This window comes from Vitiosangium sp. GDMCC 1.1324 (assembly GCF_003044305.1).
GTDB lineage: Bacteria > Myxococcota > Myxococcia > Myxococcales > Myxococcaceae > Archangium.
Window position 1 is genome coordinate 19,113 of sequence record NZ_PZOX01000034.1, and the last position, 24,007, is coordinate 43,119.

General features: G+C 69.5%; 24 protein-coding genes and 1 riboswitch. Of the genes, 9 read left to right on the top strand and 15 right to left on the bottom strand.

Going from position 1 to position 24,007, the window contains the following annotated elements:
- Positions 1 to 6 precede the first annotated feature (6 nt).
- Entirely contained in the window at positions 7 to 1,902 is a 1,896-nt protein-coding gene (locus DAT35_RS53375) for a ribonuclease R family protein (RefSeq protein WP_108077201.1), read from the top strand.
- A 9-nt stretch (positions 1,903 to 1,911) separates the two neighbouring features.
- Here the strand turns inward: DAT35_RS53375 and DAT35_RS59590 are convergent, their stop codons facing one another.
- The 10 genes from DAT35_RS59590 to hisG all read right to left on the bottom strand — a co-directional run bounded on the left by DAT35_RS59590 (position 1,912) and on the right by hisG (position 9,386).
- On the bottom strand, positions 1,912 to 2,070 hold the full coding sequence (locus DAT35_RS59590; protein WP_158502287.1) for a hypothetical protein: 159 nt from the start codon (positions 2,068 to 2,070) through the stop codon (positions 1,912 to 1,914).
- A 124-nt stretch (positions 2,071 to 2,194) separates the two neighbouring features.
- A complete protein-coding gene (gene hisIE, locus DAT35_RS53380; RefSeq protein WP_199243285.1) occupies positions 2,195 to 2,827 on the bottom strand; it encodes a bifunctional phosphoribosyl-AMP cyclohydrolase/phosphoribosyl-ATP diphosphatase HisIE in 633 nt (210 codons plus the stop codon).
- Positions 2,827 to 3,603: a histidinol-phosphatase gene (gene hisN / locus DAT35_RS53385; protein WP_108077203.1), complete on the bottom strand. Its 777-nt coding sequence runs from the start codon at positions 3,601 to 3,603 to the stop codon at positions 2,827 to 2,829. The genes hisIE and hisN overlap by 1 nt, the downstream gene beginning before the upstream one ends.
- Positions 3,604 to 4,362, bottom strand: a complete 759-nt coding sequence (gene hisF / locus DAT35_RS53390) for an imidazole glycerol phosphate synthase subunit HisF (RefSeq protein ID WP_108077204.1) — start codon at positions 4,360 to 4,362, stop codon at positions 3,604 to 3,606.
- Position 4,363: 1 nt separating this feature from the next.
- Complete coding sequence (locus DAT35_RS53395) at positions 4,364 to 4,903, bottom strand: imidazoleglycerol-phosphate dehydratase (protein ID WP_108077205.1); 540 nt, start codon at positions 4,901 to 4,903, stop codon at positions 4,364 to 4,366.
- Positions 4,900 to 5,613: a HisA/HisF-related TIM barrel protein gene (locus DAT35_RS53400; RefSeq protein ID WP_108077206.1), complete on the bottom strand. Its 714-nt coding sequence runs from the start codon at positions 5,611 to 5,613 to the stop codon at positions 4,900 to 4,902. Before DAT35_RS53400 ends, DAT35_RS53395 begins: the two co-directional genes overlap by 4 nt.
- The gene (gene hisH, locus DAT35_RS53405; RefSeq protein WP_108077207.1) at positions 5,610 to 6,203 is read right to left on the bottom strand and encodes an imidazole glycerol phosphate synthase subunit HisH; all 594 of its coding nucleotides are present in this window, start codon (positions 6,201 to 6,203) and stop codon (positions 5,610 to 5,612) included. The genes DAT35_RS53400 and hisH overlap by 4 nt, the downstream gene beginning before the upstream one ends.
- The gene (locus tag DAT35_RS53410) at positions 6,200 to 7,237 is read right to left on the bottom strand and encodes a histidinol-phosphate transaminase (protein ID WP_199243280.1); all 1,038 of its coding nucleotides are present in this window, start codon (positions 7,235 to 7,237) and stop codon (positions 6,200 to 6,202) included. The genes hisH and DAT35_RS53410 overlap by 4 nt, the downstream gene beginning before the upstream one ends.
- On the bottom strand, positions 7,234 to 8,535 hold the full coding sequence (gene hisD, locus DAT35_RS53415; RefSeq protein WP_108077208.1) for a histidinol dehydrogenase: 1,302 nt from the start codon (positions 8,533 to 8,535) through the stop codon (positions 7,234 to 7,236). The genes DAT35_RS53410 and hisD overlap by 4 nt, the downstream gene beginning before the upstream one ends.
- Entirely contained in the window at positions 8,532 to 9,386 is an 855-nt protein-coding gene (gene hisG, locus DAT35_RS53420; RefSeq protein WP_108077209.1) for an ATP phosphoribosyltransferase, read from the bottom strand. The genes hisD and hisG overlap by 4 nt, the downstream gene beginning before the upstream one ends.
- A gap of 283 nt (positions 9,387 to 9,669) precedes the next feature.
- Between hisG and thiO the strand changes: the two genes are divergently transcribed.
- The 3 genes from thiO (at position 9,670) to moaA (ending at position 13,295) form a co-directional block, all read left to right on the top strand.
- Positions 9,670 to 10,779 carry a glycine oxidase ThiO gene (gene thiO, locus DAT35_RS53425; RefSeq protein WP_108077210.1) on the top strand — a complete coding sequence of 370 codons (1,110 nt, stop codon included), beginning with the start codon at positions 9,670 to 9,672 and terminating at the stop codon, positions 10,777 to 10,779.
- Between the two features lie 113 nt (positions 10,780 to 10,892).
- Positions 10,893 to 12,224, top strand: coding sequence for an HD-GYP domain-containing protein (locus tag DAT35_RS53430; RefSeq protein WP_108077285.1), 1,332 nt, complete (start codon positions 10,893 to 10,895; stop codon positions 12,222 to 12,224).
- Positions 12,225 to 12,299: 75 nt separating this feature from the next.
- Positions 12,300 to 13,295: a GTP 3',8-cyclase MoaA gene (moaA, locus tag DAT35_RS53435; RefSeq protein WP_108077286.1), complete on the top strand. Its 996-nt coding sequence runs from the start codon at positions 12,300 to 12,302 to the stop codon at positions 13,293 to 13,295.
- A gap of 85 nt (positions 13,296 to 13,380) precedes the next feature.
- On the opposite strand, the gene DAT35_RS53440 is transcribed toward moaA, so the two are convergent.
- Together DAT35_RS53440 and thiC are read right to left on the bottom strand one after the other, a co-directional pair.
- Complete coding sequence (locus tag DAT35_RS53440) at positions 13,381 to 13,770, bottom strand: DUF4870 domain-containing protein (protein WP_108077211.1); 390 nt, start codon at positions 13,768 to 13,770, stop codon at positions 13,381 to 13,383.
- A 131-nt stretch (positions 13,771 to 13,901) separates the two neighbouring features.
- Complete coding sequence (gene thiC, locus DAT35_RS53445) at positions 13,902 to 15,785, bottom strand: phosphomethylpyrimidine synthase ThiC (RefSeq protein WP_108077212.1); 1,884 nt, start codon at positions 15,783 to 15,785, stop codon at positions 13,902 to 13,904.
- 39 nt (positions 15,786 to 15,824) lie between these two features.
- Positions 15,825 to 15,932, bottom strand: a riboswitch (TPP riboswitch).
- A gap of 242 nt (positions 15,933 to 16,174) precedes the next feature.
- Between thiC and DAT35_RS53450 the strand changes: the two genes are divergently transcribed.
- The 4 genes from DAT35_RS53450 (at position 16,175) to DAT35_RS53465 (ending at position 20,125) form a co-directional block, all read left to right on the top strand.
- Positions 16,175 to 16,612: a CBS domain-containing protein gene (locus DAT35_RS53450; RefSeq protein WP_108077213.1), complete on the top strand. Its 438-nt coding sequence runs from the start codon at positions 16,175 to 16,177 to the stop codon at positions 16,610 to 16,612.
- Positions 16,613 to 16,633: 21 nt separating this feature from the next.
- A complete protein-coding gene (locus tag DAT35_RS53455; RefSeq protein WP_108077214.1) occupies positions 16,634 to 17,974 on the top strand; it encodes a universal stress protein in 1,341 nt (446 codons plus the stop codon).
- 123 nt (positions 17,975 to 18,097) lie between these two features.
- Complete coding sequence (locus DAT35_RS53460; protein ID WP_233262241.1) at positions 18,098 to 18,619, top strand: OsmC family protein; 522 nt, start codon at positions 18,098 to 18,100, stop codon at positions 18,617 to 18,619.
- An 81-nt stretch (positions 18,620 to 18,700) separates the two neighbouring features.
- Positions 18,701 to 20,125, top strand: a complete 1,425-nt coding sequence (locus DAT35_RS53465; RefSeq protein ID WP_108077215.1) for a sigma-54 dependent transcriptional regulator — start codon at positions 18,701 to 18,703, stop codon at positions 20,123 to 20,125.
- Position 20,126: 1 nt separating this feature from the next.
- On the opposite strand, the gene DAT35_RS53470 is transcribed toward DAT35_RS53465, so the two are convergent.
- From DAT35_RS53470 to DAT35_RS53480, 3 genes are read right to left on the bottom strand one after another with little or no spacing between them, the layout of a single operon-like run.
- Positions 20,127 to 21,233, bottom strand: a complete 1,107-nt coding sequence (locus DAT35_RS53470; protein ID WP_108077216.1) for a sensor histidine kinase — start codon at positions 21,231 to 21,233, stop codon at positions 20,127 to 20,129.
- Positions 21,230 to 21,952 carry a response regulator gene (locus DAT35_RS53475; protein ID WP_108077217.1) on the bottom strand — a complete coding sequence of 241 codons (723 nt, stop codon included), beginning with the start codon at positions 21,950 to 21,952 and terminating at the stop codon, positions 21,230 to 21,232. The genes DAT35_RS53470 and DAT35_RS53475 overlap by 4 nt, the downstream gene beginning before the upstream one ends.
- On the bottom strand, positions 21,949 to 23,112 hold the full coding sequence (locus tag DAT35_RS53480) for a protoglobin domain-containing protein (RefSeq protein WP_108077218.1): 1,164 nt from the start codon (positions 23,110 to 23,112) through the stop codon (positions 21,949 to 21,951). The genes DAT35_RS53475 and DAT35_RS53480 overlap by 4 nt, the downstream gene beginning before the upstream one ends.
- Positions 23,113 to 23,416: 304 nt before the next feature.
- On the opposite strand from DAT35_RS53480, the gene DAT35_RS53485 reads away from it, so the two are divergent.
- Positions 23,417 to 23,932: an OmpA family protein gene (locus tag DAT35_RS53485; protein ID WP_108077219.1), complete on the top strand. Its 516-nt coding sequence runs from the start codon at positions 23,417 to 23,419 to the stop codon at positions 23,930 to 23,932.
- The last annotated feature ends 75 nt before the right edge of the window (positions 23,933 to 24,007 follow it).

Sequence of the window (24,007 nt, forward strand, 5' to 3'; positions counted from 1 at the left end):
CGGTCCATGGACACGTCCGCCACTCCGCGCACCGTCACCGGCCACATCGACGTCCACCCTCGTGGCTTCGGCTTCCTCGTCGTGCATCCGTCCGGCTCCGACGAGGTGATCTCCGCATTCATTCCACCGCCCGAGCTGGGTCCCTACCTCGCCGATGATGTCGTCTCCGCCACCGTGACGGCCTCGGCCGACGGCCGCTGGAGCGCGAGCGGGCTGTCCCTCCTGAAGCGCCCGCGCCAGGAGGTCTACGGTGAGGTGGTGCTGCGCAAGGGGGTGGTGCACCTGCGCATCGATCGCAACGTGGCCACTGGCGACTGGCCGTTGGAAACGGCCGGCGCCGACGTGCAGCCCGGTGACGCGGTGGTGGCCCGTGTTGACGACGGCAAGGTCTGGCTCCTGCGCAAGCTCGAGCCGGGCGCGGATCGCTCCCTGGAGCGCATCATCGTCCGCCATGGGCTGCGCCGGGACTTCGACCCGGAGGTCCATGCCGAGGTCCAGCGGGCCCTCTCCGTGCCCCACACGCTCGGAGGGCGGAGGGATCTGCGCCAGATTCCCACCGTCACGGTGGACGCCCCCTCGACGCGCGTCATCGATGACGCCATCTCCGTGCTGCCCGGGGGTGGGGATGGAGCCCTGCGCCTGTTCGTCTCCATCGCGGACGCGGCCGAGTTCGTCACCGAGGGCTCGGCGTTGGATCGCGTGGGGCGCGAGCGGGCCACCAGCGTGTACCTCGCCGGCGCCATGCTGCCTATGCTCCCCGAGGAACTCTCGACGAACTGGCTCAGCCTGGTGCCCGGCGAGGAGCGGCAGTGCCTCACGGTGGAGCTGCGCATCGACCCCGAGGGGCGCGTCACCGCGACGGATGTCTACGAGAGCCTCATCCGCTCGTGGGCGAAGCTGAGCTACACCGAGGTGGCGGACTACCTCGACAAGGGCGAGGTGTCCGAGCCGATGGCGGCGGTGCGCGAGGCAATGCCCTGGTTCCGAGCGGCGGCGGCACGGCTGGCGGTGGCGCGGGCGGGGCGCGGCGGCATCGAGATAGCGCGAGAGGAGGCTCGCTTCACCTTCGACGAGGAGACGGGCGAGGTCTCCGGCATCGAGGCCGTGCGGCCCACGACGGCCCACACCCTCATCGAGCGATTCATGGTGGCTGCTAACGAGGCCATCGCGGGGTGGCTCATCGATCGCGGCGTCCCCGCCCTCTTCCGTGTCCAGGACGAACCGGATGCCCAGCGCGTGGCCGACCTGGCCGCCTTCGCGCAACACTCGGGATTCGCCGCGGGCTTCGGCCGCAGACTCACCCCGCTGGCGCTCGCCGCGTTCGACAAGCAGATCGCCGGATGCACCGCGGAGCCCGCGCTGCGCTCGGTGCTGCGGCGCTCGCTGGGGCCCTCGCGCTACACCGTGGCGCAGGCCATGCACTTCGGCCTCGCGGCACGCGCCTACCTGCACTTCACCTCGCCCATCCGGCGGTACGCGGACCTCGCCGTCCACCGCACCCTCAAGCAGTACCTCCGGGGCCGGCGAGACTTCGTGCACGAGGACCCTGCCGTCGAGCAGCTCGCGGTGCACCTCAACGAGCGCTCTCGCACCTCCGGCCGCGCCGAGAAGGACCGTCACCGCGTGCTGGAGGCACGGGTGATGGCCGCGCACGTGGGCCGCGAGTTCACGGGCCGCATCACCCGGGTGAGGCCCTCCGGCCTGCTCGTCCAGCTCGATGGCATGCTGGTGGAGGGCAACCTCCCCGCGGACTCGCTTCCGGACGGTCCCTACCAGCCCGACCCGAGGGAGACGTCGCTCGTGGGCCCCAAGCGCGCCTTCACCATCGGCATGCCACTGAGGGTGAGCGTGGCCTCCACCGACGAGCAGTCCGGCCGCGTCGAGCTGGCGCCCGCCGGGTGAGCCACCACCTCAGGGCCCCTGGGTAAGGGTCCCCACGTCCAGCTCCACCTCCTCCTGGACGGTCACGGTGCGCCGCACGGGCGCGGCGCGGGATTTGGGCTCGGCCAGCTCGAGTTGCAGCGTTCCCGAGCCGTAGATGGGCAGGGAGAATCTGCCATCTTCATCCAATTGCTCCTGGCCATTCAGGTTGAAAACGCAGCGACGCGATACCGCCCCTCGGAGGGGGCCGCGAACGAGAAACGGCCCTGGAGATCCGTGATGTCATACGAGAGCGCCACACCAGGAGGAGAATCTATCCCTTCCCGCTGGGAGCGGGGGCCGTCTTTCCGGCCCGGCGCGCGAGCACCGCCTTCACCTCATCCAGCGTCACGCCCAGCGGGCGCACCGCCACGAGCAGGTGGTAGAGCACGTCCGCAGCCTCCTCGACGGCGCGCGCCTTGTCCCCGTCCGCGCACGCCGTCACCAGCTCCGCGGCCTCCTCGCCGATCTTCTTCAGCCGCAGGTTCCGGTCGTCCAGGAGCCTCCGCGTGTAGCTCGGCTTCTCCCCCGGCTCCGGCGCCTTCGCGGCCCGCTGGGCGATGGTCCGGTCCAGCTCGACGAGCGCGTCCACCGGACCGATGTCGAAGCACGTCTCCGCCCCGGTGTGGCACGCGGGGCCCGCCTTCTGCACCCGCGCCAGCACCGCGTCCCCATCGCAATCCGCCGTCAGGGACACCACGCGCTGCACGTTCCCGCTCGTGCCGCCCTTGTGCCACAGCCCGCGCGAGCGCGAGCGGTAGTACATCTCGCCCGTCTGCAGCGTCTTCTCCAGCGCCTCGCGGTCCGCGTGCGCCACCATCAACAGGTCGCCCGTGTGCGCGTCCTGCGTCACCACCGTCACCAACCCATTGCCCTTGGCAAAGTCCAGCTTCGACAGGTCCAGCATCATCCCCTCTTCGTCGCGCCCAGCAGCTCGCGCACCTGGTCCGCGAGCGCCGCGTTCGTCGCGATCGCATTGCCGCCGAACGAGGTCCTCGTCCCCGTCCAGTCCGTGAATACTCCGCCCGCCTCTTCGATGATGGGCTGCAGCGCCGCCGCATCCCAGGGCGACATCAGCTCGTCGACCATCGCCTCCGCCCGCCCCGTGGCCAGCAGCAGGTAGCCGTAGCAGTCACCCCACGTCCGCGCCATGAACGTCTTCGCCGTCAGCGCCCGCCACTTCGCGCCGCGATCCGGGTGCACCAGGAAGCGCTCGTCCGTGGACAGCACCACCGCCCGGGACAGGTCCGCTTCCGCCGACACCCGCGTGCGCTTCCCGTTCCACCAGCACCCCTGCCCCGGTGCCGCCACCAGCATGTCCGCCACCGGCGGGAAGTACGCCGCACCCGCGAGGATGCGCTCTCCCTCCGCCACCGCCACCAGCGTGCCCCACAGCGGCACTCCGCGGATGAACGTCTTCGTGCCGTCGATGGGATCCAGGATCCACCGGCGCTTCGCTCCGGGCCGCGTCTCGCCAAACTCCTCCCCGAGGATGCCGTCCTCGGGGAAGTGGGACTCGATCCACTCGCGAGCCGTCTTCTCGGCGGTCCGATCCGCCACCGTCACCGGCGTGCCGTCCTTCTTGGTGTCCACCGTGACGCCCTGACGGAAGTACCCGAGCGCCACGTCGCCCGACCTGCGCGCCACTTCCTCCGCCGCCTGCATCAAGGACTGTGAATCCATTCAGAGGCTCCTGACCCCAAGGCCGCTCCCCCGGAGCAGCGTCTTGATCGCCCCGACCGTGGTGACGCCGTCGTGGAGGATGCCCGCCACAAGCGCCGCGTCCGCCTTCCCCTCCTTCAGCGCGGCCCGTACGTGCTCCGCGTTGCCCGCACCACCCGAGGCAATGACCGGTACGTCCACCTGTTCGGCGATCGCCCGCGTCAGCTCCAGGTCATACCCCGAACGGGCCCCGTCCCTGTCAATGCTCGTGAGCAGGATTTCACCTGCTCCACGTTTCACACACTCGCGAGCCCATGCCACCGCGTCCAGTTCCGTGGCCCGCTTGCCACCGTGGGTGTACACGCGCCACCGGTCCCCATCGCGCTTGGCGTCGATGCTCGCCACCACGCACTGGGCGCCGAAACGCTCGGCGCACTCGGTGAGCACCTCGGGCCGCGCCACCGCCGCCGAGTTGATGCTCACCTTGTCCGCACCCGCTCGCAGCGCCCGGCCCACGTCGTCCACCGTGCGCACGCCCCCGCCCACCGTCAGCGGGATGAACAGCCGCTCCGCCGTGCGCTGCACCAGGTCCCACAGGGTGCCGCGCTCCTCGTTGCTCGCGGAAATGTCGAGGAAGGTCACCTCATCGGCACCAGCCTCCTCGTAGCGCATGGCCAGCTCGACGGGGTCGCCCACGTCGCGCAGCCCCTCGAACTGGACGCCCTTCACCACGCGCCCGCCCTTCACGTCCAGACAGACAATCAGCCGCCGCGTGAGCATCTCACTTCACCTCCAGGGCGACCGTGCCCTTGGTGCTGAACACCACGCCCGAGTCCACCATGGCATCGCGCAGCGCCATCCCGAGCGCCTTGAACGCCGCTTCCGTCACGTGGTGGCTGTCCTTGCCGCGGAGGATCCGCAGGTGGAGCGTCACCTTCGCGTGCTCGCAGAACGAGCGCATCACGTGGTCGTACAGTTTGTTGCGCAGCGGCCCCCGGTAGTAGAAGCGCCCGCCCACGTCGATGCAGGCCTGCACCAGCGCGTCGTCCATGGGGATGGTGCGCTCGCCGTAGCGGGCCGCCGTGGCCGGAATCACCTTCTGCACCGCCGTGCCCAGGGTGATGGCCACGTCCTCCATGAGGTGGTGCCGCAGGTCGCCGCGCGCATGCAGCGTCAGGTCCAGGCCCGCGTAGCGCGCGAAGGTGGACAGCATGTGATCGAAGAAGGGCAGGCCCGTGTCCACCCGGGCGATGCCTTTGCCCAGGGCGATCTCCACCTTGATCTGGGTCTCCTTCGTCTCCCGAACGATGGTCGTCGTCATGCGAACTCCCGCGCCACTTCGGCGGCGTCCAGCTTGCCCGTGTACAGCGCCATGCCAATGACGGCCCCGAAGGCGCCCACGCCCCCGAGCGCCCGCAGGTCCTCCACCGTCGTCACGCCACCCGAGGCGTACAGCGGGTGACGGCTCGACCGGGCCACCTCCTCCATCAGCGGCAGGTCCACGCCGTCCATCTGTCCTTCCTTGTGCACCGCCGTCACCAGCAGGCCGCCCAGGGGCAGGGGCTCCAGCGTCTCCAGCACACGGGCGATGTCCAAGGCACTGCCGGCCGTCCAGCCGCGCGTCACCACCTCGCGGCCCTTCACGTCCGCGGCCACCACCACCCGGCCCGGGAAACGCTCGGCCACCTCGCGCAGCCACGCCGCGTCCTCGATGGCCTTGGTGCCCACCACCACGGAGGAAGCTCCCAACGCGAGCACCGCCTCCACCTTGGCCGTGCTCCTCACACCACCGCCCACCGAGAAGCGAAGGTCGGGCTCATGGCCCAGCAGCCGCCCAATGGAACCCTCGTTGGAGCCCTTGCCCAACGCGGCGTCCAGGTCCACCACGTGGAAGGTTTTGAAGCCGTACGCGCGCCAACGCTTCAGCGCGTCCAGGGGCTCCTTCACCCGCACCCGCTCGTCGGCGTAGGAGCCACCCACGAGCTGCACGCAGGCGCCCTCGCGCAGGTCGATGGCAGGGATGGCGATCACGTGCGCACCTCCTCGAGGAAGGCCTGCACGAACCGCACGCCGGCCGCCGAGCTCTTCTCCGGGTGGAACTGCACGCCGAGCACCTTCCCGCGCCGCACCGCCGCGGGGAAGCGGTCCTCCTCATGCGTCGTCCAGCCCACCACCACCTCGGGCTCCTCGGCGCGGCAGACGAAGCTGTGCGCGTAGTAGACGCTGCCGAGCTTCGCGGCCTTCAGCGCCGTGTCCTCCTCCACCGAGTTCCACCCGATGTGCGGCACGCGCCGGGAGCGCAGCTTCGTCACCCGGCCGCGGAAGAGGCCCAGGCCCTGGCCGCCGCCCTCGTCACTCGTGTCGAACATGAGCTGCATACCCAGGCAGATGCCGAGGCACGGCAGGCCGTCCGCCACCGCGCGCCGCATCTGCTCGAGCCCCGGTGCCAGCCGCGCCGCCGCCGCGCCGAAGGCTCCCACGCCCGGCAACACCAGTACGTCCGTGTCGAGCGCCTTTACCGGGTCCTCCTGCACACGCACCTCCACGCCCGGCGTGGTGGCCAGTGCCTTGGCCAGCGAGTGCAGGTTGCCCGCTCCGTAGTCGAATAGCGTCACTCTCATCGCAGAGCCTCCCGCAGCGCCCCGAGCGCCGCATCGATCAGGGTCCAGGGGCCGCATCCGATCCGGAGCGCGTCCCCAATGCCCGTCAGTCCCTGGAACGCCCGCACATTCACGTCCCGCTGCCGCATCCGCTCCGCGATCGCGGGCGCGCCGGGCAGCGGCACCATCACGAAGTTGGCCTCGGTCGGCAGCGGCTTCAGCCCCAACGTCTCCAGCTCGGCCACCAGCCGGGCCCGGATGGCGAGCGCCTCGGCGGCCTTCGCCTTCATCCACGGCAGGTCCTCGGACAGGGCCGCGGCGGCCATGCGCTCGGACAGGCCCGTCACCTTGTAAGGCCCACGGGCCTTCTCCACTTCAGCCACCAGCGTGGGGTTGCCGATCGCATAGCCCACCCGCAGGCCCGCCAGCCCGAAGGCCTTGGACAGCGTGCGCGTCACGAGCACGTTGGGCCTGCTCGCCAGGTCCAGGTGGCTCTCCCGGGCAAATTCGGCATAGGCCTCGTCGAGCAGGACGATGCCGGGCGCGTTGTCCACCAGCCGCACCAACGCGGCCCGCGAGGCCACCGTGCCCGTGGGGTTGTTGGGCGAGCACACGTAGATGAGCCTGGCGCCCGTGGCGAGCAGCCCGTCCACGTCGATGTCGAAGTCGGGCTTGAGAGGCACCGGCGCGTACCGCAGGCCGTTCACCTTCGCAAAGTAGGACATCATCACGAAGGTGGGGTCCGGGAAGGCGATGACCTCGCCCGGCTCCAGGAAGGCGCGCAGGGTGCTGTCGATGACATCGTCCGAGCCACACCCGGTCGTCACCCGAGAGGGCTCCACACCCGTGTAGCGGGCCACGGCCTGCTTGAGGTCCGGTGCGTAGCCCACGGGGTAGCGGCTCACCTGGGAGGCCACCATCTCGCGCAGGACGCGCTCGGCGGCCGGTGGCATGCCGAAGAGGTTGGTGTTGTCACTCAGGTCCACGCTGCACTTCACCTTGGAGGGCGAGTACAGCGGGATGTCCCGGTACGAAGCGCGCGAGGGCAGGCTCATGACTTCCTCCAGCCGCGAGCGGCGTCGGCGTGGGCGAAGAGTCCCTCACTGTCGGCCAGCAGACCCACGTCCTCGGCGAGCCGCGCCGCCGCGTCGCGCGTGACACGCTGGTACGTGGTCCACCGGTAGAAGTCGAGCACGCTCAACCCCGAGTACGCACGGGCCAGGCCCGCGGTGGGCAGCACGTGGTTGGCGCCCGTCATGTAGTCGCCGTAGGCCACCGAGGCGTACTGGCCCACGAACACCGTGCCCGCATTGCGAGCCTTCGGCAGGTCCTCCAAGGGAGACGTGGTGGCGATGAGCAGGTGCTCGGGAGCGAAGTCCGCCACGAAGGGCCAGGCCTCCTCGAGCGAGTCCACGCTCAGCACCGCTCCCCGCTCGCTCAGGGCCCGCGTGACGATCTCCTTGCGCTTCGCTCGAGCCGCCGCGCGCTCCACCGCCGAGGCCACCGCCTGAGCCAGGACGTCGCCCACCGCCACCGTCACGCAGCAGGCATCCGGATCGTGCTCGGCCTGCGCGAGCATCTCCCGCGCCACCGCCTCCGGGTCGGCCGAGCTGTCCGCCACCACGAGGATCTCACTCGGGCCCGCTGGTGCGTCGATGGCCACCGCATCCACCACCTGCAGCTTGGCCGCGGCGACATAGGCATTTCCGGGGCCGACGATGCGGTCCACCCGCGGCACGCTCTCGGTGCCATAGGCCATGGCCGCAACCGCCCCCGCTCCGCCGAGGGCGAAGACGCGATCCGCGCCCGCCAGCGCCGCCGCCGCCAGCACTCCCACCGACAGCTTCCCATCCGGCCCAGGCGGCGAGCAGACGATGACCTCGCCCACCCCGGCCACCTTCGCGGGCACCACGCCCATGAGCACGCTGCTCGGGTACACGGCTCGGCCGCCCGGGGCGTACACCCCCACGCGCCCGAGCGGATCCGGCCGGCGGCCCACGAGGATGCCCGGCTCCGTCTCCACCTCGGTGGCCTGGGGCTTCTGCGCCGCGTGTGCCCGGGCGATGTTGCGTGCCGCACGGGCCAGCGCGTCCTTCAGCTTCGGCTCCAGCGAGGCCAGTGCCTCCTCGCAGACCGAGCGAGGCACCTCCAGCGACTCCAGCTCCGCGCGGTCGAACTCGTGCGCCATCTCGCGGAGCGCCTTGTCTCCATTCCGGCGCACGCGGGCGATGATGTCCGCGGTGCGCTGAGCGATCCGCACGTCCGAGCCACCCGTGCGGTCCAGCAGGCGGCGGCGCGCCTCGGCGGACAGCGCCGTCAGGCGTCCGCGGTACTTGAGCGAGGAGGAGCTCACGGCATCAACCTCTCGATGCGGGTGACGAGGATGCCCTCGCAGCCCAGGTTCTTCAGGGCGGCGATGGTGCGGTAGATGCTCTTGGCGGGCACCACGGCGTGCACGGCCACGAAGTCGCCGCCCTGCACATCCACCACGGTGGGACCGTTGAGGCCCGGGAGCACCTCGCGCACGCTGGCCAACACCGGGCGCGGCACGTTGGCCATCAGGTAACGCTTGCCCCGGGCCGCCAGCACCGAGCCCAGCGCCTGCCGCAGCTCCTCCAGCTTCGCCGCCGCCTCGGGCACGTGGCCCTTGCGGGCGATCAGCCGCGCGCTCGACTGGACCACCGTCCCCACCTCGCGCAGGCCATTCATCTTCAACGTCGAGCCCGTGGAGGTCAGGTCCACGATGATGTCCGCGATGCCCAGGTGCGGGGCGATCTCCGTGGCGCCCGAGACCGGTACCACCGTCACCTTCTGGCCCCGCTTCGTGAAGAACTCCTGGGTCAGCCGCGTGAAGGACGACGCCACCCGCACACCGTCCTGGATGTCCTCGAGCTTCTGGATGCCGCTCTCCTCCCGGGCGGCCACCACCAGCCGGCAGCGGCCGAACTCCAGGTCCATCAGCAACTCCAGCTCGCGGCCGGACTCACACACCAGGTCCCACCCGGTGACGCCCGCGTCCGCGGCACCATCGGCGACGAACTCGGGGATGTCCTGGGCCCGGACGAAGATGGCCTCGAACTCGCCGCCGAGCGACGCGGTGAGCGCGCGCTCTCCTCGGACCCGGACCTCCAGACCGGCATCGTTGAACAGCTCACGGACCTCGTCGGAGAGGCGGCCTTTGTTGGGCAGTGCGATTTTCAGCATCGTGGGACCTGGGGGAGTGGAGGACGGGCCCGGAAACGAAAAAAGCCCGTCCTGGGTGGGACGGGCTTCCGTTCACTGCTGCGGTGCTTCGGGGGCGTCTCTACGCGTTCACCCGGGCATGCGCATGGCGAGCGGTCCCGTCGGGGGGCCGATGATGATGCGCATGATGATGGATGGACACGGAACGCACGGGGCTCATTAGGTAACGGAAAGACCCCGTGCCGTCAACCCGCCCCCCTCGCGGTGCTTGCAAACCCTACCTGGAGTGAGCACAAGCGCCCCGATGCGTGACACCAACGTGGTCGTCGTAGGCGGTGGGGTGATGGGCTGCGGCATCGCCCTGAGGCTGCGTCAGGCCGGCGCGCGGGTGACGGTGTTGGAGCGCTCCATTCCGGGCGCCGAGGCCTCCAGCGCGGCCGGCGGCATCCTCGCCCCTCAGCAGGAGGCCGAGGCCCCAGGACCCTTCCTCGAGCTGTGCCTGCGCAGCCGGGGCATGTACCCGGACTTCGCCGCGGAGCTGCTGGCCCTCACCGGTGTCAATGTGAACTACCTGCCCAGTGGTGTCCTGTCCCTCGCCTTCGACGAGGCCGGGGTCCAGCGCCTGGAGGCCACCGTGGGCTGGCAGCGCACCCTGGGACTGCGCGCGGAGCTGCTCGGCACGGCCGACGTGCGCACCCTGGAGCCCCAGCTCTCGCCCCAGGTGCTGGCCGCCGCCCGGTACCCGGATGACCACCAGGTGGACAACCGGCTGCTCACGCGGGCCCTCACCATGGCCGCCGCCAGGGTGGGCGCCACCTTCCGCACCGGCTACGTGCGCGGCGTGGTGGAGGAGAACGGCCGCGCGGTGGGCGTGGACCTGGACGGAGAGACCCTGCGCGCGGACGCCGTGGTGATCGCCGCCGGCTCCTGGTCCGGACTGGTGCAGGGCATCTCGTTGGATCCGCGCGTGGTGCGCCCGGCGCGCGGGCAGATGGTGCAGCTGCAGACCCGGCTGCCGCTCTTCTCGCACGTCCTCTTCTCCGACAAGGGCTACGTCATCCCGCGAACGGATGGACGGGTGATCGCCGGCAGTACCCTGGAGTTCTCGGGCTTCGAGAAGAACGTCACGGCCGAGGGCTTGCACCGGATCCTCTCCCTGGCCATGGAGCTCTGCCCTGCACTGGCCTCGGCTCCCGTGCAGGAGACGTGGGCGGGGCTGCGTCCCTACACCGACGACCATCTGCCCATCCTGGGCGCCGGACCCCTGCCTGGCCTCTTCCTGGCCACGGGCCACTTCCGCAACGGCATCCTGCTGGCCCCCGTCACCGCGAAGCTCATGGCCCAGGTGGTGCTTGGAGAAACCCCCTCGGTGGACCTCACTCCGTTCCGTTTCGATCGATTCCCCCGCCGCTGAGCCACCAGGTAGGCCTCCCACCTCCCTGGGAGGACCCGGCCGAGCGGCCGGGAAAATCGAAAAACCGCGTCGGGTTGGCCTTCCGCGGCCCGATCCTCCTAGAATCCCCCACCGTGGAAGCCATTCCTCCCGTACCTCCCCGGATACTCATCGTCGACGACGACGATTCCGTGCGCGACGTCATCTCGGTCCTCCTCAGGGAGGAGGGCTACAACTGCGTGGTGGCCAGTGGCGCCGAGATGGCCCTGGACATCGCCGGCCAGGAAGAGACGCCGCTGGTCATCAGTGACATGAAGATGCCGGGCAAGGATGGCCTGTGGCTGCTCGAGCAGCTGCGCGAGCGCTATCCGGACACCTCCGTCATCATGCTCACCGGCTACGGCGACACCGAGTCCGCGGTGGACTGCCTGCGCCGGGGCGCGGTGGACTACCTCCTCAAGCCGCCCAAGCTCACGGACCTCATCCGCGCCATCGAGCGGGCGCTCGCCAAGCGCCGCATCGAGCTGGCACGCAAGCGTTACCAGAAGAAGCTGGAGCGCAAGGTGCGCGACCGGACGACCGAGCTGCGCAACGCGCTCCGGGACATCGCCAACACCTACCAGGCCACGCTGCTGGCCCTGGTGGCGGCCCTGGACGCCCGCGAGCACGAGACGTCGGACCACTCGCAGCGCGTGGTGCGCTACACCAACGCCATCGCCGAGCGCCTGAGCATCAAGGGCCCGGAGCTCGAGGAGATCGGCCGTGGCGCCCTCCTCCACGACATCGGGAAGATCGGTGTGCCGGACGCGGTGCTGCTCAAGCCGGGCAAGCTCACCCCGGAGGAGTGGCAGGAGATGCGCAAGCATCCGGACATCGGCTTCCAGATGATCCAGAACATCCCCTTCCTGGCCACGCCGGCGCAGATCGTGCTGTCGCACCAGGAGCGCTGGGATGGCCAGGGCTACCCGCGCAACCTCCGGGGCCAGGAGATCCACATCGGCGCGCGCATCTTCGCCGTGGCGGACACCCTGGACGCGATGACCAGCGACCGGCCCTACCGCAAGGGCACCACCTTCGCCAACGCCATCGCGGAGATCACCCGCTGCGCCGGGACGCAGTTCGATCGCGACGTCGTCCGGGCCTTCCTCGACATCGGTGAGCAGGCGCTCATCAAGATCAAGGAGGACATGCACCTGCGGAAGCTGACGCTGGTGCAGGCGGAGGCGCAGGCCCAGGAGGCCGAGGCCACGCTCGCCCGGCTCAGCGAAGACATGGACGACATGGACCAGACCATTCCAGGTCCGGGAAGCCCCGGTCCGGGTCCAGCGCCTCGAGGAGCCAGCCCCGCTCCCTCGGCCTCCACTCCTGGCCCCGCGGTGAGTGCCTCGGCTCCTCCCGCGCGTCCGGAGCAGCCCGTGGTGCTCTCGGTGCTCGCCGGGGGACGCCAGGGCAACCCGCGCGACTGAGATCCACCGCACAGCCGACCACCTTCGAGATGCCAGCCGGGGGTATTGGTGGTTAATAGTCGGATTGCCCCCATGATGACCGCCCCCCCACCGAGGGATCCCCTGACCCCACCGCTGCTGGACGCTCAGGGGAGGACCATGACGTACCTGCGCCTGTCGGTGACGGACCGGTGCAACTTCCGCTGCACGTACTGCTCGCCGGCGAGCTGGGGCGGGAAGAAGGATCTGCTGTCGCCCGAGGAGTTCGAGCGCATCGTCTCCGTGTTCGCCCGGATGGGCATCCGCCGGGTCCGTCTCACCGGGGGCGAGCCCCTCATCCGCCCGGACATCGTCGAGGTGGCCGGGCGCATCGCCGCACAGCCGGGCGTGGAGCGGGTGGCCATCACCACCAACGCCAGCCACCTGGAGAAGCTGGCCGTGCCGCTGCGCGAGGCGGGTGTCACCCAGCTCAACATCAGTCTGGACACCCTGTCCGAGGCCACCTTCCGGCGCATCTCCAAGCAGGGGGACTTCGCCTCCATCCTGCGGGGCATCGACGCGGCGGTGGGAGCGGGCTACGCCTCCCTGAAGCTCAACGTCGTCGTCATGCGCGGGGTGAACGACGCCGAGGTGTCGGATCTCATCGCCTACGCCCATGCGCGGGGCATGACGCCTCGTTTCATCGAGCTGATGCCCTTCGGCCAGGGCACGCCGGTGCCCACCGCGGAGCTGGTGGAGCGGCTCCAGTCCACGGGCCTGTCCCTCGTACCGAATGACGAGGAGCACGCCGACACCGCGGGCCCGGCGCGCTACTGGCGCGCTCCCGGGGGACGGGTGGGCTTCATCTCTCCCCTCACCCAGAACTTCTGCGGCGGCTGCAACCGCGTGCGCGTGGCTTCCAATGGAGACCTGCGCAGCTGCCTCGGCGGACGAGCCCAGGCTCCGCTGCACGCGCTCATCCGCGGCGGCTCCACGGACGCGGAGCTCGCCCTGGCCATCCGCCAGGCGCTGGGTGAGAAGCCGGAGGGGCACCGCTTCAACGAGCCCGGCGCCAACAAATCGCTGCTGCCCATGATGGGCATCGGCGGCTGACTCCCCCCCAAGAGCACGTCGAGCGAGGACAGGACCCCGAGTGGAGGACCGCCTCGCCCGCGCCGCTACGGCCCTGACCGCCGGATTACTTCACCAATCGGAGGGTGACCGGATACCGGTACACCTCCCCGTTGTACGCCTTGATGCCGGCGATGATCGTCATCACCAAGCCATAGAGGGCGACACCGATGCCCAGAACGAACCCCACGCCGAGGCACACGGTGCCGAGCGAGACGGCGTAGCCGATCAACAGGGTGATCTGGAAGTTGAGGGACTCCTTCGCGTGATTGTCCACCCAGGCCGACTCATTGCCCTTGGTGGCCCGAACGACCATCGGCCCCACGAAACCAATGAGGGGGAACGCGATGAAGTAGGGCGCCAGGGTGAGCACATGCGCGAGCATGCCCCACTGCTTCTCCTCCGCCGTGGGAATTGGTGAACCGGTGATGAAGCCGGCCTGCTGCTGCAGTTCCATGAGAAGTCCCCTCTGGTTCTCAACGGGCGCGGTCACCGCGCCCCCTCGGTCCCATCTTCCGCCAGTCCCGGGGCAAATGTCACGTGACAGGCGTCGGGTCGTGGGAGGGGACCTCCGAAGTCAGCGGGCGCTCAGCGGTAGATCTCCCCGCCCGCCTTTTTGAACTCGTCGCTCTTCTCGGCCATGCCGGTCTCCAGGGCCGACTGCTCGCTCACCCCTGTCTTCTCCGCGTAGTCGCGCACGTCCTGGGTGATCTTCATCGAGCAGAACTGCGGGCCGCACATGGAGCAGAAGTGGGCCACCTTGGCGCCCTCGGCGGGCAGGGTCTCGTCGTGGAAGGCTCGGGCGCGCTCGGGATCCAACGAGAGGTTGAACTGATCCTCCCAACGGAACTCGAAGCGGGCCTTGGACAGGGCGTTGTCGCGCAGCTGCGCGCCCGGGTGCCCCTTGGCGAGGTCCGCGGCATGGGCGGCGATCTTGTAGGTGATGACGCCCTCCTTCACGTCGTCCCGGTTGGGCAGTCCCAGGTGCTCCTTGGGCGTGACGTAGCAAAGCATCGCCGTGCCGAACCAGCCGATCATCGCCGCGCCAATGCCGCTGGTGAAGTGGTCGTAGCCCGGCGCGATGTCCGTGGTGAGGGGCCCCAGCGTGTAGAAGGGTGCCTCGTGGCACACCGCGAGCTGCTTCGTCATGTTCTCGTGGATGAGGTGCATGGGCACGTGGCCCGGGCCCTCGATCATCACCTGCACGTCGTGCTTCCAGGCGATCTTCGTGAGCTCCCCGAGCGTCTCCAGCTCGCCGAACTGCGCCCCGTCATTGGCGTCCGCGATGGAGCCCGGCCGCAGCCCATCACCCAGGCTGAAGCTCACGTCGTACGCCTTGAGGATCTCGCAGATCTCCTCGAAGTGCGTGTAGAGGAAGTTCTCCCGGTGGTGGGCCAGGCACCACTTGGCCAGGATGGAGCCGCCGCGGCTCACGATGCCCGTGATGCGCCTGGCCGTGAGCGGGATGTAGCGCAGCAGCACGCCCGCGTGGATGGTGAAGTAGTCCACCCCCTGCTCGCACTGCTCGATGAGGGTGTCGCGGTAGATCTCCCAGGTGAGCTCCTCGGCCTTGCCTCCCACCTTCTCCAGCGCCTGGTAGATGGGCACCGTCCCGATGGGCACCGGGGCGTTGCGGAGGATCCACTCGCGCGTCTCGTGGATGTTGCGGCCGGTGGACAGGTCCATCACCGTGTCCGCGCCCCAGCGGATGGACCACACCATCTTCTCCACCTCCTCCTCGATGGAGGACGTGACGGCCGAGTTCCCGATGTTCGCGTTGATCTTCACCAGGAAGTTGCGGCCGATGATCATCGGCTCCAGCTCCGGGTGGTTGATGTTGGCCGGGATGATGGCCCGGCCCCGCGCCACCTCGTCGCGCACGAACTCGGGGGTGATCTCCCGGGGAATCGCCGCGCCCCACGAGTGACCCGGGTGCTGCCGGGACAGTTCGGCGGCCACGGCCTCGCGCTTGAGGTTCTCGCGCACCGCCACGAACTCCATCTCCGGGGTGATGATGCCCTTGCGCGCGTAGTGCATCTGCGTGACGTTGGCTCCCGGCTTCGCCACCAGCGGCTTGCGGCGATGGGCGAAGCGCAACCCCGTCAGGCGCGGATCCGCCTCGCGGCTGCGGCCGTACTCGGAGGTGATCCCCGGCAACTCCTCCACGTCCCCGCGGCGGTGGATCCACCCGGCACGCACCGCGGGCAGCCCCGCCCGGAGATCAATGGGGGCCTCCGGATCCGTGTACGGGCCACTCGAGTCGTAGACGAGGATGGAGGGATTGGGCGTCTCCTTCGCGCCAGGACCATGGCCATGCCGGGTGAGCGTCTGGCTGATCTCCCGCATGGGCACGCGGATGTCCGGGTACTGGACACCGGGCACGTACACCTTGCGCGAGGCCGGCAGGGCTCCGCGGGAGATGCCCTCCAACACCTTGCCATCCACCTTGAGGCTCTTCGAGGCTCCGCTCACGTCACTCCTCCTCACTGCGCACGGAAGGACGAGCAAGGCGTGGAGCGCCCGCCGCTTCCCTCCGCCGGTACGAACCGGTTCAGGTTCCAAGGGTTGGCCGCTCCACGGCCGTCTCAGCCCCTTTCCGGGGCACCCCTAGCGACTGGGCGAGGGTGTAGCGCACCGGAGGTGCAGGCTTCAACCGCCTGGAGGGCCCCTTGTCCGCCAGCAGGCGAACAGGACGAGGGGTGCAGCCTCTGCGGAGGGCTCGCGAACACACGAAAAAGTTGCGCCGGACGGCGGCCGGGTGAGGCAGCCAGCGTGGCGGGCCCGAGGGAGCCACGCCCTGGAACCGGACGTGCAATAGCTTCAAGAGGGACCCACGACCTCGAAGAAGAGCGGAGCTACGTATGCAGATCGTTGGAGAGTTGATGACCCGTAGCAGCCTGGTCACGCTTACGGAGACCCAGAATCTGGCCCAGGCGGACGAGATGCTCCGCCTGCACCGCATCCGTCACCTGCCGGTGGTTCGCGACGGCAAGCTCGTTGGGCTCGTCACCCACAGGGATCTGCTCCGGGCCGCGGCGCAGCGCGGCGGAGTCGATCCGGCGAAGCAGCCGCTGTGGGCCTCGGACGTGATGGTACGGGACGTGAGGACGGTCCGCACCGACACGCCCGCCCGTGAAGCGGTGAGGCTGATGCTCGACAACAAGTACGGCTGCCTGCCCGTCGTGAGGGCGAGCGGGGAGCTGGTTGGCATCATCACCGAGGCAGATCTGGTCCGCTACGCCCAAGACCTCATCGAGGACATGGACCGCAGAAGCCTGGCGGCCGAGTACGAGGCCTGACACGAGCCTCGAGGGTGCACCATGTCGATCGTCTTCGGAACGGACTTCTCGGAACGGGCGATGATGACGGCCAGGGCGGCGGCGGCACTCGCCCACCGGAGCGGCGAGGTGCTCCACCTGGTGCACATCACCGAGTACGGCAGCGCGGGGCGCACCAGCTCGACCGATGAAGCCCTGCGCCGCGAGGTGCGCTCCCGGCTGGAGGGCCAGGCCGCCGAGCTGCGGAGCGGGGACACGCGGGTGGAGATCCACCTGCTGGAAGGCACCCCCGACGAGGTCCTCGTCGAGCACGCGGCCACGGTCCACGCCTCGCTCATCGTCGTGTCCCACCATGGGCAGCGGGCACCGCGCTGGCGCATCGGCAACGTGGCGGAGCGGGTGGTCCAGTCGGCCCGGTGTCCAGTACTGGTCGTCCGCTCGGCGAGCCCATTGGAGGCCTGGGCCCGCGGAGAGCGCAGCCTGCGCATCCTCCTGGGGCTGGATTTCTCTCCCCCCTCGGAGGCGGCGGTGGCGTGGGTGCGCAAGCTGCGCACGCTCGGCAACTGCGAGGTGGTGGCCGCCCACCATTACTGGGGCGCGGATGCCCACGTGCGCTATGGCGTCCCCCTCTCCCCCGAGTCCGAGGTGACGCCCGAGGTGGAGGAAGCCCTGCGCAGGGATCTGACGGCCCGTCTGGGTGACATGCCCGGCTCCGGAGCGGTGTGGGTGCACCTGGATCCTGGCCTGGGCCGCCCCTCGGACTCGCTGGTGGCGCTGGCGCGCAAGGAGGAGGCGGATCTCATCGTGGTGGGCACCCACCAGCGCACCGGGGCGAGCAAGTGGTGGTATGGCTCGGTGTCGCAGCGGATCGTCCACGAGTCGCCCGTCTCCGTGCTGTGCGTGCCGGCCAGCATGGCGTCCACCCTCACCATCCCCGAGGTGCGCCGGGTGCTGGCTCCCACGGATCTCTCCGAGGTCGGCGTCAGCGCCGTCCGTCATGCCTATTCGCTCGTCCCAGCCGGTGGCACCGTCTACCTGCTGCATGTGCTGGAGTCCGTGGGCGGTACAACCTCCCTCTATGCTCCGTCCCTCGGGTCGCAGGGCAGCACGTTCCCCACGGCCGAGCAGGAACGGCTCGCCGAGGAGTTGCGGGGGCTCATCCCTCCCGAGGCGGCGGTGCGCGGCATCTCCACGCGGGTGGAGGTGGTCCATGGCCGGAAGGTGTCCGAGGCCATCACCCAGGCGGCCGAGCGGCACAGCTGCGATGTCATCTGTCTGGCAACCCACGGCCGCTCGGGGTTGAGCAAGGCGCTGGCCGGCTCGGTGGCGCAGGAGGTGCTCCAGAGCAGCACCCGGCCGGTGTTGCTCGTCCGGCCCGAATGAGCAGACGGGCACCCGGCCCCCTGCCGTGAGGCTCGCTCGAGAAGGCGCTTCCGGCCGTCAGCGAGTCGGGACGGCACGCACATTGAAAGTCCCACCGCGGGTGACGAAACCCGGAGGTGCGATGTGACCTACGTTGCCATCACCGAGTTCGAGACGCGGCTCCAGTGGCAGAGCGGATGCGGTGCGCTGCTCCTGGGAGATCGAGGCCCCGCCATTCCCATGGCCGGGCATCCTTCCGAGCTGGTGGGACAATGGAACCCCGAGACCCTGCTGGTGGCAGCCGTGGAGGGACGCACCCTGTTGGCCTTCCTGGAGCAGGCGCGTTCCCTGAATGTGGAGGTTCTTTTCTATCAGAGCTCGGCGGTGGCCCGGCGGGTGGATGGAGCGGATGGACTTCCCCACTATACGGACCTCATCGTCCGCCCCCACGTGGCCGTGCGGAGTGAGAACGAGGCGGCGCTCGCCCGGGGGATCTTCGATGCGCTCCCGGAGCGCTGCTTCCCCAGCTCCATGCTGCGGCTCACCCCGCGCATCGAACCCATCATCGACACCTGGGACGAGCAACATGCGGCGGCGCTCGAGGAGGATCGCCACCGGCCGTGGCGCATGCGGAGAAGGGAGCGGGCCGCCAGTTACGAACCGTGATGCGACGTGTGAGGACGGGTTGCGCACCGTGACCACAATCCCTCCCCCCCTCACGGGCAATTGCTTGTTACGGTGAGCACCATGTCTGCTCAACGCATCCTGGTCGTCGACGACGAGGACAATGCCCGCCGCGCCATCGCCACCATCCTCGGCGAGGAGGGCTATGAGGTGGCCGAGGCCTCCCATGGCGAGGAGGCACTCACCCGGCTGGCGGATTTCTCACCGGCCGTCGTCCTGACGGACGTCCGCATGCCGAAGATGGACGGGCTCACCTTCCTGAAGAAGGCGCGCGAGCTGGGCTCGGATGCCTCGTTCATCATGATGACCGCCTTCGCCAGCGTGGAGGCGGCGGTGGAGGCCATGCGCGCCGGCGCCGAGAACTACCTGACCAAGCCCCTGGACGCCAACGCCGTGCTGGTGGTGTTGGGCAAGGCGCTGGAGAAGCGGGCCCTCAAGCGCGAGGCGGAGAGCCTGCGCGAGCAGGTACGCGAGCGCACGCGCTTCCACAACATCATCGGCGAGTCGCCCCAGCTCCAGGCCGTCTACGACATGGTGAAGAAGGCGGCGGCCACGCGCGCCACGGTGCTCATCCTCGGCGAGTCCGGCACGGGCAAGGAGCTGATCGCCCAGGCCATCCACCAGGAGTCACAGCGGCGCGACAAGCCCTTCGTCAAGGTGCACTGCGCCGCGCTCTCCGAGAGCCTGCTGGAGAGCGAGCTCTTCGGTCACGAGAAGGGCGCCTTCACCGGCGCGCTGGCCCGCAAGGAGGGCCGCTTCGAGCTGGCCGACGGGGGCACCCTCTTCCTGGACGAGATCGGGGAGATCTCCCCGTCGGTGCAGGTGAAGCTGCTGCGCGTGCTGCAGCAGCGCGAGTTCGAGCGCGTGGGCGGCACACAGACGCTGAAGGTGGACGTGCGCATCGTGGCGGCGACCCACCGGGATCTGCTGGCCGAGGTGAAGGCGGGCAGGTTCCGCGAGGACCTCTACTACCGGCTGAACGTGGTGGCGGTGACGCTGCCGCCGCTGCGCGAGCGCAAGAGCGACATCCCCGCGCTGGTGAACCACTTCCTGGAGAAGTACAGCGACGCGTACGGCAAGGATGTGCGGGGACTGGCGCCGGGCACGCTCCAGGCGCTGCTGTCGTACGGCTGGCCCGGCAACATCCGCGAGCTGGAAAACGCCATCGAGCGCGCGGTGGTGCTGGCCACGGGCTCCGAGCTGACGACGGATGATCTCCCGCCCGTGCTCCGAGGCCCACGCCCCGCCGGCGTCTCCGTGTCGTCGCTCATCCCGGGAGCCACCCTGGCGCAGATCGAGCGCGAGGCGATCCTCCAGACCATGGAGATGGTGAAGGGCTCCACCACCCGCACCGCGGAGATTCTCGGGATCAGCGTGCGCAAGGTGCAGTACCGGCTGAAGGAGTACCGCCCCGACAAGAGCGGCACGGCGCAGTCCGACACCATCGACGAGGGGGACGACCTGGAGGCAGAGCCCCCCTCCGAGTAGCTCAGCGCGCCAGGGGCAGACGCAGGATGAACCGCGCCCCACCCTCTGGCGAGCTGCCCACCTCCAGCGAGCCCCCGTGCTGCGTCACGATGGCATGGACGATGGACAGGCCCAGGCCCGACCCCTGGGCCTTCGTGGTGAAGAAGGGCTCGAAGAGCCGATCACGGTTCTCCGGCGGAACGCCCGGGCCCGTGTCGTCCATGGTGATCCACGCCATGTCCCCCTCGCGGCCCGCGGAGACCCGGACGAGCCCGCCAGCGGGTGTGGCCTCCAGGGCGTTGAGGGCCAGGTTGATGAGCACCTGGCGCAACCGCTCCTCCTCGCCCCAGACGGGAGGCACCGACGCACCTCCGTCACCCTCCTGCTCCAGACGCACCCGGCGCGCATCCGCCTGGCCTCCCAGCAGATCCACCACGCGCCTCAACAACGCCTTCACCTCCACCGCCTCCGGGCGGAACTCCCGCGGCCGCGCGAACTGGAGGAAGTCCTCGAGGATGTGATCCAACCGGCGGATCTCATCGCGCACCAGCATCAACGGCTCCAGGAGGTTGGGTTGCAGCGACTCGGAGAGCCGACGCACCCGGCGCTCCAACACCGAGAGCTGGAGCGCCGCCGCGTTGAGCGGGTTGCGAATCTCATGCGAGAGCCCCGCCGTCATGGTGCCCACGGCGGCGAGCTTCTCCGTCACCTGGGCCCGGCGCGCCAGCTCGCGCTTCTCGGCCTGCAGGCGCACCTGCCGCATGGCCTGCTCCAACGTGAGGAGCAACTCGTTGGGCGCACAGGGCTTCATCAAGTAGGCGCAGGCCCCCGCTCGGACCGCCGCCACGGCCGTCTCCAGCGTCGCGAAGCCGGTGAGCAGCACCACCTCGGACTCGGGAACCAGCTCCTTCAGCTCGCGGGAGAGCGCCGTCCCCTCCCCGTCTGGAAGCCGCAGATCCACCAGTGCCACGTCGAAGCCCGCCCGCGCCCGCTCCCGGGCCTCGCGGCAGCTGCTCGCCCCCTCCACCAGATAGCCCGCGTCGCCCAGCAACTCTTGGAGGTTGTCGAGGAAGGCCGCGTTGTCATCGACGACGAGCACACGAGGACGATTGGAGAGTGGGTGCGTCATGAGGCCTGCTGCTGGCGCGAAGCGTGGATGCGCTCCAGCACATCCAGCAACGCGGTCGTATCAAAGGGTTTGGAGAAGATGTCCGTGTGCTCCGGCAAGGCCGCCGCTGGCAACACCTCCGGGAAGGCCGTCATCACGAACACCGGCAGCTCGGGGAAGCGCGTCCGCAGCCGGCGCAGCGCCTCACCATCCGGGCCCCCCGGCAGCCGCAGGTCCACCAGCGCCGCGAAGGGCCGCACGGAGGACAGCTGCTCCGCATCCAGCACCGAGCGCGCGGTGACGCACGAGAAGCCACGGGAGCGCAGCACCTCGGTGAGGTTGTCGCTGAGCGCCAGATCATCCTCGACGAGCGCCACCAGTCCATCCCGGCGCGCCTCGGACAGCAGCGAGACGAGCGTGGGAATGGGCACGGGCTTGGGCAGCACCGCGAGCAGCCCCTCGCGCCGGGCCGTCTCGAGATCATCCTCTCCGGGGTAGGCGGTGATGACCACGGCGGCGAGTCCCGGATCCACCTTGCGGATGTGATGCACCGCCGCGGCGCCGCTCATGCCGGGCATCTTCATGTCCGTGAGGAGCACATCGAAACGACGGCTACGCGCCAACTCCAGCGCGCACGCCCCATCCGTCACGACCGTGGCCTCATCCCCCCCGTCCCGGAGGATCTCCGCGAGGTTCTCCGCGAAGGCCTTGTTGTCATCGAGTAGCAGGTAGTTCCTCATGCCGTTCCTACAGAGGAGGTGGGGACAGGAAGCCGAAGGACGAAGCGCGCCCCACGGCCCTCGCGGGGAGCGTAGGCGATGGAGCCGCCGTGGCGTTCGACGATGCGCTTGACGAGCGGCAGGCCCAGACCGATGCCCCTCGCCTTGGTGGTCATCAGCGGCTCGAACATGCGGCGCCGGATGGGCTCGCTGACGCCCGGCCCCGTGTCCTCCAGGACCAGCTCCACCGCGTCCGGGCCCGCCGAGGCGAACAGCATCACGGAGCCCGTCTCCCCCAGGGCCTGCACGGCGTTCTCCAGCAGGTTGACGAAGACCTGACGCATCTGCCCGGCGTCCCCCTGCAACGTGGGCAGCTCCGACAGGCCCTCGGCCTGGATGGACACGCCCGCGGGCACGTGCACCGACGTGAGCGCGTCCTTCCACACCTCGTCGAGCCGCAGCGGCTCGCGCTTGAGCGGACGGTCGCGGATCATGTCCAGCAGGTCCGAGACGATGCGGTTGGCCAGCGCCACCTGCTCGCCAATGCGATCCAGGTGCTTGGTGGCACGCTCGTCGGAGGCCAGGGGCCGGCCCTTGAGGATGAAGAGCGACGTCTCGATGACGCCCAGGGGGTTGCGCAGCTCGTGCCCGATGGAGCCCACGAGCTGGCCGAACGTCGACAGCCGCTCGTTGCGCGCCTGCTGGGCGAGCAGATCCTCCCGGTAGGTGTGCAGCATGATGGCCAGCTCGAGATCGAGGATCTTCCCGAGGGCCACCCGCGCGGAGCGCAGCATGTCGGGCTGGCGGACGTAGTTCTCATCGATGATGCGGTTGAACTCCTGCCGCAGGGTGTTCATCGCGCCGAACATGTAGTGCTGGGGCAGCGCGATGCGCACGTGCATGCGGCCGATGCGGCAGCGCAGCAGGTAGTAGTCCTCATCCCAGGGCCCGCGCAGCAACTGCTCCATCCAGGCCCTCAGGGTGACCTTGAGGTGTCCTACCTGGCTCTCGCCCGCCAGGGCGCTGCGCGCCCCTTCGTGCTCCAGGATGCGGGCATAGAAGACTTCCGCGACGGCCGGGAACTCGCCCCGGGCCACCTCGTGCAGGGCCCGGAGTGACTGCTCGTCCTCCGCTCCGAAGCCCACATACCGTTTCAGCTCTTCGAACAAGGTCTCCGCCATGGGTAGGTCAACGTTCTAGCGCGCTCGAAACCAGGAAACATCGGGCTTTCCCCCCGCTCCTGCATGGAACTCAACCTTGCGTGACAAGGGCAAGAAGCGCACCAGGGGGATGTCGAGGGGAGATGCTCCAGACGAGGCGCAAGCCTTGCGGCGAGAAGGACGGGCGCGCAGCCTTTGCAGCCCCGACGAACTCTCCTCCCCTCCCCGAGCAACCTGCCTCCCGGGCCGGGTGCGCTCGGTGCTGGACGCACGAGGTCCATCCGTGCAGCGTGGGGCCCCTCGCAGTCCCACGAAGGAGGCAACCATGAAGATGAAGGCGCTGTGCATTGCCCTGTCCCTGCTCGCGGTTCCCGCCGTCTCGCTCGCTCAGAGCCCGTTCGACCAGCTCAAGAAGGCGGCGAGCGACACGGGCAAGGGCACCCTCGAGAAGAAGATCAACGCCAAGCTGACGGACGATGCTCGCAAGAATCAGTGCAGCTTCAAGTCGGGCACCGACGTGCTCGAGCCCGGCTGCGACAAGAAGCTCAAGAACCTCACCAACGCCCTCGTCGAGGCGAAGAAGCAGCTCGATGCGGGGGGGGTGAAGAACTACCGGTTCGAGGTCTCCGGTCACACCGACTCGAGCGGCGACGCGGCCAAGAACAAGGAGCTGAGCGCGAAGCGGGCCGAGGTCATCGTCAAGGAGCTCGTCTCGCGGGGTGTGCCGCGCGCGGAGATCATCTCCGTGGGCCGCGGCTCGGAGCAGTTGCTGGTGAAGCCGGATGACACGGCGGCCAAGAAGGCGAAGAACCGCCGCTATGAAATCCAGGTCCGGCTCTAACTGTTCGCTCGACGGCGGGAGGAGCGGAACGAGGTAGCCCGCGAACACGACACTCGGCGGCCCGGGATGAACCCG